Raw genomic sequence first — 18,354 nt, 5'->3', positions numbered from 1 at the left:
GCCTATTTAAGTGATGTGCTGAAAAGGTTGCCGACACATAAAGTGACTCAGATTGAAGAATTGCTACCACACCGCTGGAAACCTAAATCGAATTAAAAAATAGGCATGGGGTTCAGCGGACGCTTACGTGGATTGAAGCAAAGATGATGGCTCATTAAGGATTGTGGGCTTCGACTACTTAAATTTTAGGTATTTTGAATAAAGCATATTTCAAAAATCTTAATTAATGGATTTAAATTACCATAAAAACCTTCAATATTGGCTTGAATCCATTGTTGTTGAGAGTCAATGCGAGACCAATCAATACCATAACCACAATGAGCAATCAGATGCTCAAAGAAAATCCGTTGTGTACGTCCATTACCTTCACGGAATGGGTGTATGACATTAAGCTCACAATACAAGTCGGCAAGTTGAGGAATCAGTTGTTGTGCTGCTAAGCCTTGAAAGTATTTTTTTTCTTGAAGCGGTTTGAGTAGTTTATTGGTTTCAATTTCAATACGGGAAAAATTACAAAAACGGGTGTCACCTTTGGAAATATCGATTTGTCTTAACTTTCCTGCCCAGTCGTATAAGTCGCCAAAGAGCTGCGCATGAATTGATTTTAAGTATTGTAAGTCGTAAGGTGGTTCAGCATATTCAATTAAGTTACTTGCCAATCCAGACAGTTCTAGTTCAGCTTGTTCTAAAATTTGTTCATCATGAATATTGAGTTTGTTCTTTAGGATATTTGTGCCAGGGTAACAATACAGGCTGTCACCCATTTCCCCATATTTATCCATACATGCACCTGACTAAGTTTCGGGTTGCGAATACTTCTTATATTTTTGCAAGATTTCAGCTTTACTTTGTTGAGTTGTTTGAGCTGTCGTTGTAATGCCTTCAAGCTTTAGGCTGGCTTGATAGTTTTGCGCACGTGTCGCTTGAATATATTTTTTTTTCTGTTCAGTGGTTCTGAGCATTTCGAAACTCCATTGATGCTACACGTGAAGTAAGTATAGCAGAGAATCTTTTTGATCAATGCTGCATACACAGCATTTCAAAATGTAATACAACGGTATTGTTTCATGTAATAACAGAAAACTAAAAAAAAGTGGAAGAATTTTTAAAATTTAGACCACCCATGATAAGTAAACCATATGTATTTGTTGATAATTGTAATTTTGAGAAAATTTAGTTGATAAATTAAATGAATTTTAATATACAAAGATATGCTCATTTTTTATATCGATAAAAATGTTAAAATTTGACTATTTAGTAAAAAATATAGAGATATTTATGGGGCAATTTATCATGCCCTTTTGCTTTGAGCGACAAAATGTTCAATTTAAGATAGTAAAAATTAACTCAGAACTACTGAAAATCAAAAAGATTAAACAGAGCCAGAAAGTAGTAGTACAAGCAAAGTTCAAAATAATCTATGTGAAAATTTGGCAAAAAATATTGCTATTAATGCAAACGGAGCCATGCTTACGTGTACATTCTAATTATGTTGCAATCTTACAGTTGATACATAATCTTGATGATTTTATCGAAAAATCACAGCAACACTTGTGCTTTGAGAGAAAAGCTCAGAAAGAGCTGGATGCTAAATTTTTTGCTAGATTTTTTAAGCTGACAAAGAGTTCAATAAAAGATCAACTTTTACCAAATTGTTCAGATCGTAATGAATTTAACCAATGCAATTTGATAAAAAATTAAGCGAAAGCGAATATGCCAAAGATTGAAACAGAAGAGCAATTCTTAGATTTAGCAGAAAAATTCCAAAAAGATTATTGTTTATTACGCAATCATGTTGTGAATACACAATTTGTCGATCTATCAGATGATTTACGTGAAAAAGCCCATGCTCTATATAAGGAAGCACAACAGATATATGGCTATATATCTAGTTCTAGACAATTAGGTAAATATTATTATCTAGCTTCTTTAAGTTATTTTGCATGCCCGACTACTAGTAATACTCAAGAGCTGTCGTCTGAACGTTATTTGATTCTACAAGCGAGTTTTTTAACATATCGGCAGTATCAAGAATTTGCAAAAATTGATAAAGCTGAGAATAAGCAAAAACATGTTTGTGATCTCTTTCGCTATGTATCACGATATGTTCTGGATTCTAATCATGCTGAATTATTTCAAGAATGCAGTGAGCTACTAAATCGCTATGTCATGTACGAACGTAACTTGAAAAAGGAGGATCGTAATCAACTTTTTAATATTAAAGATTTCAAACAAGTACAAGCCATAGAGTATTTATCGGCTCTATTAATAATTTTTAAAAGACTTGATGATCGTCGTGTTGTTCATCGTCAGCGTAAGTCAAAAAAAAGTAAAGTTTTGCAATGGCCGACGAAAAATGAACTCAAAAAATTTCGTGAAATTAAAACGGGTAAGCAAGTAGATATTGGACATAACGCAAAGATCAGTATTTATGATGCCGCTCTTCACAAAGATGAAGAGGGTGAAGTTGATCTATTAGATCCTGAAATGGAGTTTTATTCAGAAGATGAAAAGTCTAAAAATTTAAATTATATACTCAGCGATAATGCGACGCATCTAATGCGGCATCGCCAGCGCCGTCATGCTCCTTTTGTTACAAATCCACATTATTTGGCGCCAGATATACTGAAGCAAATTGTTTATGTGTTGAGAACCGAGTTATCCGGGCACTGGAGGGATGCTGCAATCGCTGCAGCATGTTTATTGTCACTTTTGACGGGATTATCACCCGTCGCACTGATGGATTTTAACGAGCTTATTCAAGATGGAATTTTGATCCAGAATGGTTCAAGTAGACGTCGCGAATATTTACTCAAATTAAATCTTAAAATTACAGAGCAGAAGATTAAGAGCTTAAATCATGTGCGGTGGAATGAAGTGATGACACATCAACTACATTTACCTTCTGCTTGGTTTGACTATATAGAACAAGCATCGAATCCACTAATTTCATCAACACACATTAATACGAAACTTAAGAATTGGCTTGATAATCGGTTTGTAGGTTCGATCACTGTAGAAAAACTGCAGGCTCAATTATATTTTCATATATATTATGAAACATATAATGAATATCTTGCTCATGTAATTGCTGGGCGGGATAGTCAGCATCACATGCCTGGTATCTATTATGGCGGGCTACCGAAAACTCAACTCAGTAGCACATATCTAGCCTTTTTAGAAAAAGCACTTACACCACATTCCACACATTTTACTGAAGACACGGCTGAACTAAAAATATTGCAACAACAATTCAAAGTACAATCTGCATTATCTATAGGAAGGATAGGGAGCCAACTGGCACTTGAACCCAATTTTGTGAAAGAGCAATTCCATATTTTACATAGACATTGTCACGAAAACATCCAAGAAGATAAGCACATTATTAATCAACTTAATGCATATGCGTGTTGGATGTGGCATATCAGTTTGTTGAGTTTGGCAAGTCGGCCTAAAAAAAACCTGTTGGGGAATTTGGATGATTATTGTGTTGAGCTCAAGCTTTTATATGTGAATGATAAAAAAAATAGTAAAGCAAGAAAAGATGGTCGTTTTATCCCTTTATCTGATTTTTTCATAAAAACACTGCAAAATTACACTGCCTTTTTAGAACAAATTATTGAAGCGTACGGTTCATTTTTTAGACAAGTCTTTGCAAAGAAGAAGATAACTGTAAATGATCTTTTTGGTAAGGTCATTTTTAGTAAAGATATCTTGCCGATAACTGTCAAAGAATGGCAGAGCAGGAAAATTAAGTTAATCCCTTTATCGAGAAAATGGGTGAATTCATATATGCAAGGAGTCTTTCCAAAGAATATGTATTCGAATTGGTTACGTCATTTTGACATGAACTTTTTGATGCATGAGCAGCAAGAGGGTAAACCAGCATTAGCTTTTCACTTAATTCAGGCCCTGTATGGTCATGACCAACGTGACCGAGAGGCTTTTCATCCGCATTCTTCACTTATCCCGAATGTCTATGTACAGCAAGCCCGCCAGCAATTGCAAGATAATGTCAAATCTTTATCGATTAAACACTTAGAGCGAAAATAGTTGTATGCAAAAAATCAAAGAACTAATAAAACCACAACTAGATGATCTATTTGTTGATATTCATAAAATGGTGAAAAAGTCGCTAGATAGACAGCCTTCTCCACCTGAAGTATTGACGAAAGAAATGCAGCAAAAACTTGATCAGCAGATCGCTGAAAAATGGCATGACATTAAAGATAGTGTTGATTGTTTGAGTCAAAAGTTGAGCCGAGACGAACAATCAAAACTGATGCAATTTACTGAAGATGAATTTAATAAAAGAAGGAAGCAATTCAACCAGAATGTAGATAAAAAATCATACAGAATTAAGCTAAATCCACATACTAAACGGATCGTACTGCCTAGAAAAATTGAGAGTACAGAGTCACGGTTAGAACAGGGGCATCTACATATCCATGTACTTAAGGAATTAAGGCAGTATTGGCAAGATTCATTTGAATATTGGAATGAACCAAAGTACTTATGGGGAAATTTATGCTTAAGTTTTATATATATTTCAGGCTGTGCAGATGAACAGCATTTGATTGCTATTCAGAAGCAATTGCAGGAGGCCATTGAGCTTGGTACAGATCTGAATTGTTTTCGGTTATACCATTCGGACTACAAAAAAATCACTAATCCATTGTTACTACATTATCGTGTTGAAAACTCTCAATATGGCAACGATGTAGAACAGGGAAAGTTGTACCAATGGAAACATGTTTTTTTTAACCCATATGCGCAGTTCATTTTGCAATATTTAAAAAAGTTGAAAGCTACTCAGAAAGAATTTTGTCTGCAACATTCAGTTGAAGATTGTATTTTAGAAAGCTTGAGTAAGATAGGCAGGAAAAAAAGTCTTGGGGATCTGCAATATCAAATTAAACGCCGTGGATTTCGTGCATTTAATGATGTGCAAATGGTACTCGAATTTAATCCAAACCTCAGCATAGATATATTTTTGAGTAATGTGCTTCAGCAAGAGATTAATACTGTTGCTTTAAGGCCATCCGAATTTAGATTGCTGTGGAATAATGATTACAATCAAGTCACAGAACCAGATAATCGCCCTATTCATTTTGAACAAGAGCAGTTACTTCCTGAAGTTCCGACTGTTCAAAGCAAATTACAAACGATTCCGTATGAGTTGATGTTGTTTGGTCAAAAGAAACGTAAAGGTCAAAAAGTTGAGCGTTTAGATAAAAAGAGGAATAAAGAAGAACGCACGCTACGTTTTTGGCAAGAAACTAGAAGGGTGTTAGAGGAGAAGATAGTTGATGCTAATACGGAGGAAAAGTCTTTAATTGATGCTCAACTACGCTTAATTCACTGGTTAATGCATTTAAAAAAACGAGGGCTTCAATTATCAACTATTGAAAGCTACTTAGGATCGTTTGGCAAAGAATTTATATTTGAGATTTGGCTCAATAAATTAGATTTAAAGCAACAATCCATAGATGACTATGAGGATTTATATCGGCAGCTATTGAAATACAGCAGTGAACGTGATGAAAAAGCAGTTCAACGAGATTCGGTGAAAGGAAAAACCTCTCGTAAGATGCACCAAAGCGCAGAATACCGTTTTGGTCGCCTAAAAGATTTTCATCAATTCTGTATAGAGAATTATGATGCTCCAGGGGTATTGGTGTTACAGAATTCAAGTTTTAAGCATTTACAAATTTGCAATGCACGGCTAGTGAGTCCTTTGCTATTTGGCAAATTATTGGAAAAACTAGAAAATTTAAGTCAAGAGCCAACGGCATCAGAGTGGGTCGATCATCTGAGTTGTTTAAAGCTGATGTATTTACTAAGTTATAGAACTGGACTTCGATTAAATGAAGTTCGTTGTCTTAAAATACAAGATATTATTTGCCCAGAGCTACTTTATAAAGAAAAAGAAAATACAGTTTTTAATAATATCACGCTTCATATCCAAGACAATTCATATCGCCGTCTGAAAACGCGAAGTGCGAATCGTCAAATACCATTGAAAATTGCATTGTCAGAACATGAGTTTTTAGTAGTACAACGTTACATACAACATCGTTATGAGCAATATTTGGTTAATCAGCAGGATGATCTACTTTTTAGTGTGAATCATCGTGTATTAACTGATCAATGTATCAGCAAAATTACAGTAGATTTGTTTAGTCAAATATTAGGTATGCATCATGGCTTTAGTTTTCATACATTACGCCACAGTGCTGCTAACTATCTAGCAATAACTTTGCTCGGTTCAAAAGAAATGATCAAGACCTACACAGATTGTCCTTGGGTAAAAGCAAAAAAGATGAGGGATTTATTGTTTGGTATGAAAGCACGTGCTCAAGAAGAGATTATTCAACATAAATGGCAGGTGCTCGCCTCTTGGATGGGGCATAGCAGTATTGAGCAAACGGCTTCAAATTACCTTCATGTTTTGGATTTATTAGCAGTCGATCGAATTTATAATTCGCCGTGTATCATTTCAAAAAAAGTATTAGAACAGTGTTTTAGTCCAGTGAAGTCAAGTACAGACTACATAAACCTAAATCGTTATACTCAGCAGCAGAAATGGTTTAATTCTTATCAGCAAACACAGCCAGTTACGATGGCTGGCCGACAAGAAAAGAAGTTTAGTATAGAGAAGAGTACTCTGACACCTTTTCAACGTTTGATAAGTTTTAGAGAAGGTCGTTTAAGCGAAGATACCCAAGCTCAAGAATGGATGCAACGATGTCAATGGATGAGCACTAAATGGATGGATCGCCAAAAATTTAATTTAAAAACGAATTATGTTTATAGTAAGAATTTAGAAGAGAGTTGGTTTGATGAACTTTACGAAAAGGCTAAAAAACTGACTCGTCCAGATGAAATAATTCCTCTCCTTGATTTTCATTATAAAGATGATAGGCAGCAAGATGCACTGAAAGAAAAGAACATGGTTAAGGCGCTTAAAATATTATTATTATTTGGAAAACTGCGTAAGAATTTTCTACATTTTCAATGCCGAATGAAAGGTGATGAGCAACAAATTGTTAATTTTATTACTGGTATAGAGCCAATGTTAGGAGATCATCTGTATTTAGAAAAACAAAACTACCCAGTTAATTTGGATGCTCCTGAGCGAACCGTTAAATTTAGTTTTCAAAGAGTTGTCGGCTCTAACAAAAAAAATGTTACTCCGCTGGTTATATTTAATTTAATGTTAAAAATGATGCAAAAAGATGAACTCTGGATCAAATAGCCTAAGCATGTTAAAGGGGAATTGTTTAGAAATTTCCCTGTTTATAAGTAAACTGCCTTTATGAAAAGCACCATGCTGACTTGGATTAATAAGCGGAATGTAGTATCACAGTTTGATCGCTGGATTTACGAAAATGGTGTGAAGATTAGCGGTATGGTAAATCGATGAGCTAAAGTGTTGTAGTCCAAACTCGATCTGACAATTACCCATTTTTTAGTGTGCCCGTCAGGTTAAATTTGAACTGAATTTTTCTCAGCCCAAATTCATTTCCAATCAAGTTATGTTTCAAGTGGCGTGCGAACACTGCACAATTTAATTCACGGTGCCTAAGACAGGTATCAACTTCGGACCAGCCATTCTAGCTTTGCTAATGATTTCCACCAGCTCATCATAAGTCAGTTCAAACTTATCCTCACTATCAAATACATAGACCATATTCTTGCCTTCATGTTCAGGTGGAGTAGGTGGTACAAATCGTTTCGGGATAAGAATTTGTGCGAGTTGTTCGTCAGTTAATTTAAATAAGTGCATGTTTTTATCCTACTCTTGGTAAGTCAGACCATTTGGTTAAATACGAAGGTGATCTAAGGTTTTGATTCATGTGCCATGTGGCTTCTTTATTGTTGGCAATGCCTAGCGTGACGAGATTCTTCCCAAACCGTTCACTGATGGCTTCGACGGCATCTGAAAGCCTTTCTCGCTCTTGCTTATGTGAATAGTCCGTGAATAGATCGGGCACAAACTTGGATTGATCTGTAATTTCGAGCAGCACGATTCCCGCCTTTTTATACTTAAAGCCTTTCTTAAATATCTGATCGATGCCTTTCATCGCGGCCTTGGTGATGAGCAGTAGATCATCCGTATGCTCATGCATTTGAACGACGATGTAAGGCGAGTAGCGCTCTGTATTATCAAAGCGACTGGTTTGGATATACACGCCGATCATCTTGCAGATTGAGCCATCTTCCCGCATTCGTTTCACGGCTCTGGCCACATAAAGCCGAACCGAAGCTTTAATGTCATCCATTTCATACACTGGGTTGCCATATGAACGGCTGCTGATGATTTGCTTCTTCGCTACAGTATCATCACTAAGGTCAATACAAGAAAGGCCCTGTAGCTCAAGCACCGTCTTTTCCATCACGATACTAAACTGCTTTTTGATTTCTTTAGGATTGGCATTGATCAGATCCAGCACAGATTGAACACCCATAGTATTGAGCTTCTTACAGTTCTGTCTGCCTACGCCCCAAACCTCAGACACATCAACCTGCGCGAGTAGCGTTTCTGTAGAGCATGGGTCCATATGGGCCAGATTACAGACCCCATTGAAGAACTTGTTTTTCTTGGCGAGATGATTGGCAATCTTGGCTTCGGTTTTAGAGCGACCAATTCCAATACAGCAGGGTAGGCCTAACCAACGCCAAGCCTTAGCCCTCATGTCTTGAGCATATACAGTCAGGTCAAATAGATGCTCGTAAGCTGTGAGCTTCAGAAAGCATTCATCAATGGAATAGACCTTGTATCTCCTGGTGCAACATAGTCCCCAGGCAGCTCCATAAAGCGCTTGGACATTTCGCCATATAAGGAGAAATTACTGGATAGCACCTGAATGTTATGTTGTTTGATCAGCTCTTTAATTTGGAATACAGGAACACCCATCTTGATGCCTAAGTCTTTCGCTTCCTGGCTTCTGGCCACGGCACAGCCGTCATTGTTGCTGAGCACAATGGTTGGGCGATCATTCAAGGCAGGATTAAACACACGCTCACACGAGACGTAGCAATTATTCACGTCGACTAACGCGAATATTTCATTTTCACTTTGCATGGTTATTCTTCTTTTTATGAGCGGTGATAAATACGCTTTAAATTAAAAGTCACCACACCCCAGATTGATATGGTCTGACTATCATCAGGAATGATGTGATTGTAATTCGAATTTTCAGCCTTCAACCAAAGTTCTGGAAGCGGATAATCTTCATCTCCAAATATTTCTTTGATTTCAGACTTGGACATCTTATTGGTGATCATCAGCCGCTTAATGGTCGAGGCATTGTCATCAATCAGGGCAACCACGATATCGTAATGCTTGGCTTCAATACTGCGATCAATAATGATTGGATCATTAATCTCTAGGCCAGCATCGAGCATGGATTCACTGTCTACATAGGCAATAAAAGTAGAAATAGGGTTGTGAATCAGGAACTCATTCAGATCGAGTGCTTTGTCTTGCTCATCCTTGGTGCTGAAGGCCGGACCTGCAGGAATACGCTCTAAAGAGACGGGAATAGATACTTTGGATTTGGGTAGGACAGCAGTAAGCCCTAATTTTTCAACAAGCTCATTTTGAACAGCGATTTGTTCAAGCACGGTGTTGATGGTAGGACTTGGTTTACCCTCTGGACCCATGAGCTCTTGTAAAGATGACCATGCGTCGTCAGAGAAGTAAATAGGCAACTTCTTAGACATGAGATACTCCTACGCTACGAGGCGTGTTTGGAAGTAGAATTTGTTTAAATAGGATATTACTAACAGCGTTTAAAATTCAAATTTAAAAAGTTGTGGATAAACAAGGATGCGTCAGAATAAGACGTTTTGTTTCTGCTCATCGCGTGGAAATGTGACGAATTCATCGGGCATTTGAAAGAAATATTCATGCGCATGTTCATGATCGGCTGTTAGCCAGTCTTTTCTGTACTGTTCTGGAATAACGATGATGGATCGCTTCTCATCCTTCGGTGCATGGAATTGTTTCATAAAAGGGTGATGGTCCGAATTGATGGTCAACATTGAAAAGGAACGTACCTTATTGCCATTAATCACTGCATCATCATAGATCCCTGCAACAGTAAAAGGCTGATCATCTTTACGCTTGATGGTGTACCAGTGTGGCTTGTCATTGATGTATTTCGGCTCATAAAATTCTTGTACTGGGACTAGGCAGAACTTGCTGTACTTCCAAGCATGTCGAAAGCTAGGCTTATCTGCTACAGACTCAGTTCTGGCGTTATAAGTATGACTGCTGAACTTCAATTCTTTCGCCCAGCTCGGTAGTAATCCAAACTTTGCAATATCAAGCTCTAAGTGATCTGAGCCGTTCAGAATGATTGGAGCATGATAGGAAGGGAATACATGATCCTTAAGCTCAAGATCAAACTGGCTTGTATCGACACCTAAGAGTGTCAAATTTCTTTTATTTGGAAATAGGTAATTTGAGCACATAGCCTGATCACATAACTAAAGAATTTATCTGAAATTGTATACGATGCTTTATGGAACACATGGGATTTATGGTGTCAGTTCAAGTAGGCTATATGAAAAAAGTCATGATGGGGCAAGTTACATTTTCAGTTAAAGTATGACTTATGGGATGCAAAACTACGTTGGGCGTGAAGTCATAAAAAAATTAATCAGGATTTTGCATAAATAGTGCGCCGTAAGGCGCATTATTTTTAAGGAAGGTTTGTATTACTCGACAATATATAACTTATGTTTTTTCTTCGGGGGCTCAACTTTAACTAAAGCATCAAATGTTAATTGATTAAAATCTTCTTCAGAGATTCCAATTTCATCAAGCATTTTATTTTTATCAAAAGATGGTTGTGAGGCTAAAACAGAGATAATTTTGGGCAACATCAAACTCTCATCTCGATGAGTTTCTTCAGGTTCATTAATGTTGTAGCCCAACGAATTGATCTTTATAGAGTTACTACGATTAACCCAATCACTAACTAATCCCAGCTTGTGAGCTTTATAGTTAATAGCCTTCAGGGATGTTCGCCAAATCTTTTTATACTCAATCATATTTTCTAGTGAAAAATAGCGTGGAGCAGTAGAAAGAAATGCATCTGTTGGCATTAAAAATTCAGATGAAAATTGATCCGCTTCAGTTTCGAGAACACGATTATCTTTCTCGACACGAATTTTTTTGTTATGCGTATGCATAACGATATGACCAAGTTCGTGTGCACAATCGAAGCGGGCTCTTTCGGCAGACTTAAATGTATTTAGAAATATGAAAGGGCTACCACTTTCATCATCAAAAAAAGATAGTGCATCAATTTCTCGAATTTCAGTCGGTAATCTAAAGACACGGATTCCCTTTAGCTCACACAACGAAACAATGTTATTAATAGGTTGATTACCTAAAGCCCATAAACCTCTCAACTCTGACGCTAGGTGATCGGCATACTTAGATTCACCCAAAAACTCAGTAATATCTAAATCAGGACGGTGAAAAGTAGGTAACTTTACTTTCTGATTTAAGTACTTGTTAATATTTATTGCTAAAAGAGTATATGCCTCATTAGCTTTTCTATGCTGTGCTTTAATACGAGCAACCGATCTATAGAAGATTTGGTCTGTTTCATGTGGTTGTGTGTCATTACCTGCAAAGAATGACTTGGGTAAATTTAATACACGGCATATATCATCTTGATCATTTTCATTGATTTCTTTATCCACGTCTAAAAGTTGCTTTACCTTAGAGATAGAGCAACTCAATTTTTCTGCGAAATCGGTATTGCTAAGTCCTCGTAATTCTTTAGCAATACGTAAACGATCTTTATTAAACACATTAACCTCAGATTAAACTACAAGCTGAATATCAAAATCATCTGGTTTAATTTCATTAGATGGTTCCAATACTGGCTTAGGATCAGTTTTTACAGGAACTGTATTATCTATTTCAAATGCAATTCTGCAAGTATGGTCACTTGGTAAAATTGAAATTTTTTTCGCTTTTAAGTCCTGTACGAAGCTAGTTGGGTATGCAAATTCAAAAGGAATATTTGGGATATCAATGTCTTTATAGGCTGGATGTGATGCTGAAGGAAAGTATAAAATCCATGTTCTCAATTTTGTCTCATCATCATAAGCAGACTGATTCTCCTTAATATTATTTAATGTCATTAATCCTTTTTCACAGTGTGCTGATACAACTTGATCAGCTAACCCCAATGCAATATTCCCGCTCATAAAGATAATTTGTATTTTCTTTACTGTATTCTCAATTCTTGGCTGGCTGTCATTGTGGAATATCCAAGCAGGATCAGATTGTCGAAGCAGTAAAGCAATCTGTTCTCCAATTTTTCCCCATCGTGCAATAAAGCGTGCACGGTTATAGTGAGTATTTGTTCTATAGTCAGCATCACCGATCATAATTGCGTTTCTGACTAACTCGAGATCAGGTAATCCTAACTGTTTAGCTTTTTTGATAGCATTTTCACCTTTGAAAAAATCACATGGCGTGGGTTCAGAAGGTTGGATTGATTCTTCATCAAGGAGATTTAAATTCATCTTAAAAGTTATCCTAAAGTAGCGAATGTCTTTTTTATAACATCTTTTGATGTTTTAAAAAAGACATTTTTTATAAATGTGTGCTATCTTCACTTACAACTTGATAATAAGAATTTTGGAGAAGAGACGTTGAGTAACTTATTCATTAATCATAAAAATTGTCCTGAATGCGGTGGCCGTATCAAAGGCTATTATTACTACTGTGGGCAGTGTGGTAGTCAAAATGTTGTAAACTGGAAGCACACGGGGATATTTTTGTTGATTGCTGGAAAGATTTTTCTGGTTGCTATGCTTTTTTTGCTAAAAAATTTTGTTCAAATCCATTTTTTTCACAAGTTTCATTGTGCTAATTTTTTAAATAATTCATAGAGGTTGATAGTAAAATGAAAGTTAAAGATTTAATTAAATAATTAGAAGAGTTTGATCTGGAATTAGATGTTTTAATTGCTAATGAAGAGAACAAAATCATTGGCATAAAAACCCTAGCCCGATTCTTTGAAATAAGCTATGTTTCTTTTGTTCATCCAGAGACACAAAGAAATGATATGGAAAGAAATGTTGAATTTACCTTTTTAGGAATGTCGACTAAAGACTCTAGAGTTATTGTTTTTATTGACGTTGTTCCATAATTTTCAAGTAGTCAAAATGAGTATACAATATTCATGTGATGCAAGAAGATACAACTGGATAGGATGGGCCCATAAGTATTTGAAGCTGCCTCGTGTATGATCATGGGGACTGTCCAAACAAACGGCTTTTGAGAGTGCTGCCTGATACGAAAAATAATATCCAAGAGATGCTAGCGGTAAATTTAGTGTAAAATTTAATGCTAGCCATCATTAAAACTTATTTAAAAATATGAAGTTATATCGCACAGATTGGAATATGTTTCCTAAAACGGTTATTGACCGTGGTCTTGGAGATGCAACCTCTCATTACATGTATGAAGCTGCTAAAGCAGGGGATGTTGAAAGTGCGTATATTTTAGCTAAAGATTTAGTTTCGGATGAGGCGATTGCTGAACTAGAAAGAATTATCGATGGTCGGGAAACTATTATAGTACCTGTACATGCTGAGGAAGCAGTCGGTCGTAATATGATTCCTTTAGCTACTTCAGCAGTTATAGCAAAGAAACTTGGGCTTGAAGTTGATACGAATATAGTTCAAGCTATAAAAGTATCAAGAACTGGCGGTGATGGGTGGCATAGATTAGCCAACCCACCAGCATTTGATGGGACAATAAACAATGATAAATGTGTTATTATTGTTGATGATACCCAGACCCAAGGTGGTACTTTTGCAGCATTAAAAGGTCATATTGAAACAACTGGGACGAATAAAGTTATTGGAGCATATGCACTGACGGGTAAACAATACTCATCACAATTAGCTCTAAGTAAAGAAACTCTTCAGCAATTGAGGGATGTATATGGTAATCTTGAAGCATGGTGGAAATCGATTTACGGGTACGATTTCGAAAGGCTCACAGAGTGGGAAGCAAAGTATATCCTCAACTCTCGTAAAACAGCTGACGAAGTCCGAGATAGAATCATTGCGTCAAAACAAACGTGATGCTTATGCACTTATGATGAAAATGAATTAATTATTATGGGTATCCGGAATTTCTGGTTGATCTAATTTTTAACAAATGAAATAGTATATTTCAGTTTAAAAACTTAGGATTAGTCTGCCCATTTTTCCATATACTAAATAAATGTAAGACTGAATAGCTAAAAAGGCTAAATAGTTTTATTTGAGTGTCTTAAAAAGTGACATGACTAATCCTTCCAACATTATTTGGGAGGATTTTTTATTTCTCCCTGAATCAAAATAAAGAAAGAAGGAATCGAATTGTTAAAACAAAAGGAACTAATGGCAAGGGTTAAGGAACTTGTCCAGTCAGATGAACGAATATCTGCTTGTATGATGTATGGCTCTTTTACAAAAGGAGAGGGAGATCAATACTCTGATATAGAATATTACGTTTTTCTAAAAGATGATACAATTTCCACCTTTGATTCAGCAAAATGGCTAAATGAAGTCGCTTCCTACACTTTACTCTATCAAAATGAGTACGGTACGGAAGTAGTAATTTTTGAAAATCTAATACGTGGTGAATTTCATTTCCTTTCCGAAAACGAAATGAATATTATTCCTTCATTCAAAGAATCAGGCTACATTCCTGACACAAAAGCAATGTTTATTTATGATGAAACAGGACAACTAGAATTGTATTTATCAGAGTTGGAAGGTCCGGGACCAAATAGACTTACAGAAGAAAACGTAAATTTTTTATTGAATAATTTTTCCAACCTATGGTTAATGGGGATTAATGTTCTTAAAAGAGGGGAAAATGCACGTTCACTGGAACTTTTATCTCAATTACAAAAAAATATACTACAACTCATTCGAATTGCGGAAGAAAATGCCGATAATTGGTTTAATATGACAAAGAATCTTGAAAAAGAAATTAGTCCTGAAAACTATGAAAAGTTTAAAAAGACTACTGCCCGATTAAATGAATTAGAACTATATGAAGCCTATAAGAACTCTTTGCTTCTCGTTATGGAACTTCGAAATCTCGTTGAAAAACAGTATCAATTAACCATTAGCGATGATTTTTTAGGCAAACTGTTTAATTATATGAACGAATAAATAAAAAGCCTGTATCTCAAGTGATAACTAAGATACAGGCTTTAATTGTTATTTACTTTAAATACATGTTCTCAAAGTGAAAGTATTGATTTTAATGGATTTTTAATAGTTTACTCTTGATAATATTGCGGGCCTGGACGAGAAGACGGTACGCGACATTTTCAACGCCCGCGCCGAATTCCTGGGGCGCTGGCACCGCTTCGAGACGCCCCGCATTCTCGGCATTGACGAGTTGTACCTGAACAAGCGCTACCGCTGCATCCTGACCAACATCGAGGAGAGGACCCTGCTCGACCTGCTGGCCACCCGCCGTCAGGACGTGATGACCAACTACCTGATGAAGATGAAAGACCGGCAGAAGGTCAAGATCGTCAGCATGGACATGTGGAATCCCTACCGAGCAGCGGTCAAGGCGGTGCTGCCACAGGCCCGCATCGTGGTCGATAAGTTCCATGTGGTGCGCATGGCCAACGATGCCCTGGAGAAGGTGCGCAAGGGCCTCAGGAAGGAGCTGATGCCCTCCCAGAGCCGAACCCTCAAGGGTGACCGGAAAATCCTGCTGAAACGCGCTCACGAAGTCTCAAACCGGGAACGCCTCATCATGGAGACCTGGACCGGCGCATTCCCACAACTGCTGGCCGCCTACGAGCACAAGGAACGTTTCTACGGCATCTGGGACGCTACCACACGGCCCCAGGCAGAAGCCGCCCTGGACGAGTGGATAGCCACCATCCCGAAGGGCCAGAAGGAAGTCTGGAGCGATCTGGTCAGGGCTGTAGGCAACTGGCGCGAAGAGATCATGACCTACTTCGAGACGGACATGCCCGTCACCAACGCTTACACGGAGTCCATCAACCGACTGGCCAAGGACAAGAACCGTGAAGGACGTGGTTACTCCTTCGAGGTGATGCGGGCACGAATGCTCTACACCACGAAGCACAAGAAGAAGGCCCCGACCGCGAAGGTCTCTCCGTTCTACAAGAAAACCATCGGTTACGGACTGCCGGACTTCGCAGAGGAACTCAACTACGGGGTCGATCTATCAACCATCTGATAATGGTATCAGGTTGGTGGGGTAAAGGTGCCCCATCAACCATTAAATCCGTATACCCATTATTATTTAATTAAGTTAAAAGACTGCTATATAGCGGTCTTTTTTGTTTTTGAGCTCTACAAATTTTAATGAGTACATATAGTTACTTTTATAAAAATGATAATAAAGGGTAGAGGAGGTCATCTAAGAATTTAAAGCACAAGACTTATTTAACATTGATGACAGAAAAAGTGAGTTGTTGGGAACTTAAAGAAGAGGTGGTACTTATAATGGTTACTAAAATACAAATACTTAAAATATTAAATATATAAAACAATATATTACAAATATATATGATGCGTAGTGTACGCATCATATATATTTTCTTCTATTTTGATATAATGGATCTCGTCAATCCGCTGATAGGTTTCATTTAAATTTCATGAGTCTTACTGAAATTAAAGTTCGCCAAGCTCATTGCAAGGAAAAAACTTGTTTTTTATCCGATGAAGATGGACTTAGCCTGAAGATTGAGCCGACTGGAAGAAAATCTTGGTGCTATCGCTATACAGATCCACAAACAAAAAAACGTCGCCGCATTCAGTTGGGGCTTTATCCTGATTTATCGCTGAAAAAGGCACGACAAGTCAAAGATGACTTTAAAGACAATAATTATTGTTTTGAGTATGATACTGTCTCTAATGTCATCACCTTTCGTAAGGTAGGGGAGGAGTGGCTGCAGTTCAAACTGAAAAATGCATTTAATGATTCACCCCGCTGCGGTGTACTACAGTTAGCAGAAAGATGTTTACAGCAAGATATTTATCCAGACCTTCAGGATTTACCTTTTCAAAACATCAAGCGTTATGACCTGGTTTCAGTAATCAAAAAAATAGAGGGACGCCAAGTAAAAGAACCTGTCAAGAAAGCTTGTAGTTATTTGAACCAAATTTATGACTACGCTGTAGCGATGGGTTATTGTGAATTCAACATCGCGCATGGTTTAAATAAAATCGCCATTAACAGTAAAATCAAGAAGAATTATCCGTATTTGAAAGCGGAGGATATATCAGATTTTAAGAAAAATTTATTAAAATTGGATGCCCATCCGATTATTAAAAAAGCACTGCTGTTCAAATTACATACTGGCGTGCGAGGGGCTGAATTGTTATTGGCTGAGCCTCATCATTTTGATTTAAATGAAAAAATCTGGAAAATACCTGCCTTGCATATTAAACAGTTTCGACGAAAAGTCATATTAGGCCATGAGATTCCCGACTTCTTAGTTCCACTTTCAGATCAGGCTTTAGATATTTTAAAAGACGTCATGCAATGGTCATACGGTGAAAAGTACATTTTTGCTAGCCCACGGAAACATAATCAACCGATTCATTTTAATACATTAAATATGGCTATACGTAAGATGGGCTATGGAAAACATCAATTATCCTCTCATGGACTACGTTCCACTTTTAGTACCATTTTGAATGACTCAGGTTTGTTCCAGGATAACTGGATTGAGGCACAACTTTCACATATTGATAAGAACCGTACCCGTGCCAGCTATAATCACGCTGACTATTTAGCCCAGCGGACTGAAATGATGCAGTGGTGGGGTGATTATTTAAGTACTGCTAAGTGAAAATCGTACTTTTATACATAGACTTAAAACATTATGGGGTTTCAAATGGATAGTAAACAATATACTTGCCGTGTTACATGGTCAGCAGAATATAATGAGTATGTTGGGTTGTGTGCTGAGTTTCCATCATTGTCTTGGCTTGATGCGGATCAGTCTAAAGCATTCTCAGGAATAGAGGAGCTCGTTGCTGATGTTGTCGCTGATATGATTAGCAATAATGAAAAAGTTCCTACACCACTCTCCGGGAAAATATAGTAGGCAGTTTGTTGTCCTTGTTCTCAGTGGTTCAACAAAAACTAGCCCTCGAAGCCGCAGAACGTGGCGTGGACATAAATTGTTGGTGGTGTTTCAAAAAGTATGCTGAAAAAAAGCAGGTTGGATTTTGATAAAATAGAGAAATGCGAATAACTCTAGAAATCAAGTGTCCAGCCTGCCTAAGTGACAGTATAAAGAAAAATGGCACAAA

At 37.2% G+C, this 18,354-nt stretch carries 16 protein-coding genes and 2 pseudogenes; 10 read left to right on the top strand and 8 right to left on the bottom strand.

Annotated elements, in window-relative coordinates:
* Positions 1-96 (top strand): transposase domain-containing protein (locus FTT88_RS15255; RefSeq protein ID WP_179992416.1); only part of this gene is annotated, 96 nt, incomplete at its 5' end.
* A gap of 89 nt (positions 97-185) precedes the next feature.
* On the opposite strand, the gene FTT88_RS15250 is transcribed toward FTT88_RS15255, so the two are convergent.
* Together FTT88_RS15250 and FTT88_RS15245 are read right to left on the bottom strand one after the other, a co-directional pair.
* Positions 186-782, bottom strand: a complete 597-nt coding sequence (locus FTT88_RS15250; RefSeq protein WP_159138897.1) for a putative adenosine monophosphate-protein transferase Fic — start codon at positions 780-782, stop codon at positions 186-188.
* Between the two features lie 12 nt (positions 783-794).
* A complete protein-coding gene (locus FTT88_RS15245; RefSeq protein WP_002125865.1) occupies positions 795-962 on the bottom strand; it encodes a YhfG family protein in 168 nt (55 codons plus the stop codon).
* 274 nt (positions 963-1,236) lie between these two features.
* On the opposite strand from FTT88_RS15245, the gene FTT88_RS15240 reads away from it, so the two are divergent.
* The 4 genes from FTT88_RS15240 to FTT88_RS17555 are packed head-to-tail and all read left to right on the top strand — an operon-like array spanning position 1,237 to position 7,426.
* Positions 1,237-1,701, top strand: a complete 465-nt coding sequence (locus FTT88_RS15240; RefSeq protein ID WP_000911011.1) for a hypothetical protein — start codon at positions 1,237-1,239, stop codon at positions 1,699-1,701.
* Positions 1,702-1,713: 12 nt separating this feature from the next.
* Positions 1,714-4,053, top strand: a complete 2,340-nt coding sequence (locus tag FTT88_RS15235) for a hypothetical protein (RefSeq protein ID WP_002058482.1) — start codon at positions 1,714-1,716, stop codon at positions 4,051-4,053.
* Positions 4,054-4,057: 4 nt separating this feature from the next.
* On the top strand, positions 4,058-7,258 hold the full coding sequence (locus FTT88_RS15230) for a site-specific integrase (protein WP_002046149.1): 3,201 nt from the start codon (positions 4,058-4,060) through the stop codon (positions 7,256-7,258).
* A gap of 60 nt (positions 7,259-7,318) precedes the next feature.
* Positions 7,319-7,426: a hypothetical protein gene (locus tag FTT88_RS17555; protein ID WP_372551473.1), complete on the top strand. Its 108-nt coding sequence runs from the start codon at positions 7,319-7,321 to the stop codon at positions 7,424-7,426.
* 144 nt (positions 7,427-7,570) lie between these two features.
* Here FTT88_RS17555 and FTT88_RS15225 read toward each other — a convergent pair whose 3' ends face one another.
* The 6 genes and pseudogenes from FTT88_RS15225 to FTT88_RS15200 form a co-directional block, all read right to left on the bottom strand.
* Positions 7,571-7,789, bottom strand: coding sequence for a hypothetical protein (locus FTT88_RS15225; protein WP_000550047.1), 219 nt, complete (start codon positions 7,787-7,789; stop codon positions 7,571-7,573).
* Positions 7,790-7,793: 4 nt separating this feature from the next.
* A pseudogene (locus tag FTT88_RS15220) lies at positions 7,794-9,088 on the bottom strand (Y-family DNA polymerase).
* Positions 9,089-9,102: 14 nt separating this feature from the next.
* Positions 9,103-9,729 carry a LexA family transcriptional regulator gene (locus FTT88_RS15215; RefSeq protein ID WP_000038641.1) on the bottom strand — a complete coding sequence of 209 codons (627 nt, stop codon included), beginning with the start codon at positions 9,727-9,729 and terminating at the stop codon, positions 9,103-9,105.
* 111 nt (positions 9,730-9,840) lie between these two features.
* On the bottom strand, positions 9,841-10,482 hold the full coding sequence (locus FTT88_RS15210) for an SOS response-associated peptidase (protein WP_005245165.1): 642 nt from the start codon (positions 10,480-10,482) through the stop codon (positions 9,841-9,843).
* A 246-nt stretch (positions 10,483-10,728) separates the two neighbouring features.
* Positions 10,729-11,835 carry an ImmA/IrrE family metallo-endopeptidase gene (locus FTT88_RS15205; protein WP_002046586.1) on the bottom strand — a complete coding sequence of 369 codons (1,107 nt, stop codon included), beginning with the start codon at positions 11,833-11,835 and terminating at the stop codon, positions 10,729-10,731.
* A gap of 12 nt (positions 11,836-11,847) precedes the next feature.
* Entirely contained in the window at positions 11,848-12,558 is a 711-nt protein-coding gene (locus FTT88_RS15200) for a hypothetical protein (RefSeq protein ID WP_001052588.1), read from the bottom strand.
* Positions 12,559-13,416: 858 nt separating this feature from the next.
* Between FTT88_RS15200 and FTT88_RS15190 the strand changes: the two genes are divergently transcribed.
* From FTT88_RS15190 to FTT88_RS15170, 5 genes and pseudogenes are all read left to right on the top strand, one after another.
* Positions 13,417-14,130 (top strand): phosphoribosyltransferase, encoded by a 714-nt coding sequence (locus FTT88_RS15190; protein WP_001986287.1) that lies wholly within the window; start codon positions 13,417-13,419, stop codon positions 14,128-14,130.
* A gap of 279 nt (positions 14,131-14,409) precedes the next feature.
* Entirely contained in the window at positions 14,410-15,213 is an 804-nt protein-coding gene (lnu(G), locus tag FTT88_RS15185; RefSeq protein WP_002333496.1) for a lincosamide nucleotidyltransferase Lnu(G), read from the top strand.
* 130 nt (positions 15,214-15,343) lie between these two features.
* Positions 15,344-16,267 (top strand): annotated as a pseudogene (locus FTT88_RS15180) (ISL3 family transposase); the annotation flags it as partial.
* 421 nt (positions 16,268-16,688) lie between these two features.
* A complete protein-coding gene (locus FTT88_RS15175; RefSeq protein ID WP_159138898.1) occupies positions 16,689-17,888 on the top strand; it encodes an integrase arm-type DNA-binding domain-containing protein in 1,200 nt (399 codons plus the stop codon).
* Between the two features lie 33 nt (positions 17,889-17,921).
* Positions 17,922-18,143 (top strand): hypothetical protein, encoded by a 222-nt coding sequence (locus FTT88_RS15170; RefSeq protein WP_001986288.1) that lies wholly within the window; start codon positions 17,922-17,924, stop codon positions 18,141-18,143.
* Positions 18,144-18,354 lie beyond the last annotated feature (211 nt).

The organism is Acinetobacter sp. YH01024 (assembly GCF_013420195.1).
In the GTDB taxonomy this organism is placed as follows: Bacteria; Pseudomonadota; Gammaproteobacteria; order Pseudomonadales; family Moraxellaceae; genus Acinetobacter; species Acinetobacter amyesii.
The sequence above is the reverse complement of the archived record's forward strand: the minus strand, read 5'-3'. Positions and strand labels throughout refer to the sequence as shown.

Bases quoted from the DNA above. Each gene is read 5' to 3' on its own strand.
- FTT88_RS15250 (WP_159138897.1), bottom strand. From the start codon at position 782: ATGGATAAATATGGGGAAATGGGTGACAGCCTGTATTGTTACCCTGGC.
- FTT88_RS15245 (WP_002125865.1), bottom strand. From the start codon at position 962: ATGCTCAGAACCACTGAACAGAAAAAAAAATATATTCAAGCGACACGT.
- FTT88_RS15240 (WP_000911011.1), top strand. From the start codon at position 1,237: ATGTTAAAATTTGACTATTTAGTAAAAAATATAGAGATATTTATGGGG.
- FTT88_RS15235 (WP_002058482.1), top strand. From the start codon at position 1,714: ATGCCAAAGATTGAAACAGAAGAGCAATTCTTAGATTTAGCAGAAAAA.
- FTT88_RS15230 (WP_002046149.1), top strand. From the start codon at position 4,058: ATGCAAAAAATCAAAGAACTAATAAAACCACAACTAGATGATCTATTT.
- FTT88_RS17555 (WP_372551473.1), top strand. From the start codon at position 7,319: ATGAAAAGCACCATGCTGACTTGGATTAATAAGCGGAATGTAGTATCA.
- FTT88_RS15225 (WP_000550047.1), bottom strand. From the start codon at position 7,789: ATGCACTTATTTAAATTAACTGACGAACAACTCGCACAAATTCTTATC.
- FTT88_RS15215 (WP_000038641.1), bottom strand. From the start codon at position 9,729: ATGTCTAAGAAGTTGCCTATTTACTTCTCTGACGACGCATGGTCATCT.
- FTT88_RS15210 (WP_005245165.1), bottom strand. From the start codon at position 10,482: ATGTGCTCAAATTACCTATTTCCAAATAAAAGAAATTTGACACTCTTA.
- FTT88_RS15200 (WP_001052588.1), bottom strand. From the start codon at position 12,558: ATGAATTTAAATCTCCTTGATGAAGAATCAATCCAACCTTCTGAACCC.
- FTT88_RS15190 (WP_001986287.1), top strand. From the start codon at position 13,417: ATGAAGTTATATCGCACAGATTGGAATATGTTTCCTAAAACGGTTATT.
- FTT88_RS15175 (WP_159138898.1), top strand. From the start codon at position 16,689: ATGAGTCTTACTGAAATTAAAGTTCGCCAAGCTCATTGCAAGGAAAAA.
- FTT88_RS15170 (WP_001986288.1), top strand. From the start codon at position 17,922: ATGGGGTTTCAAATGGATAGTAAACAATATACTTGCCGTGTTACATGG.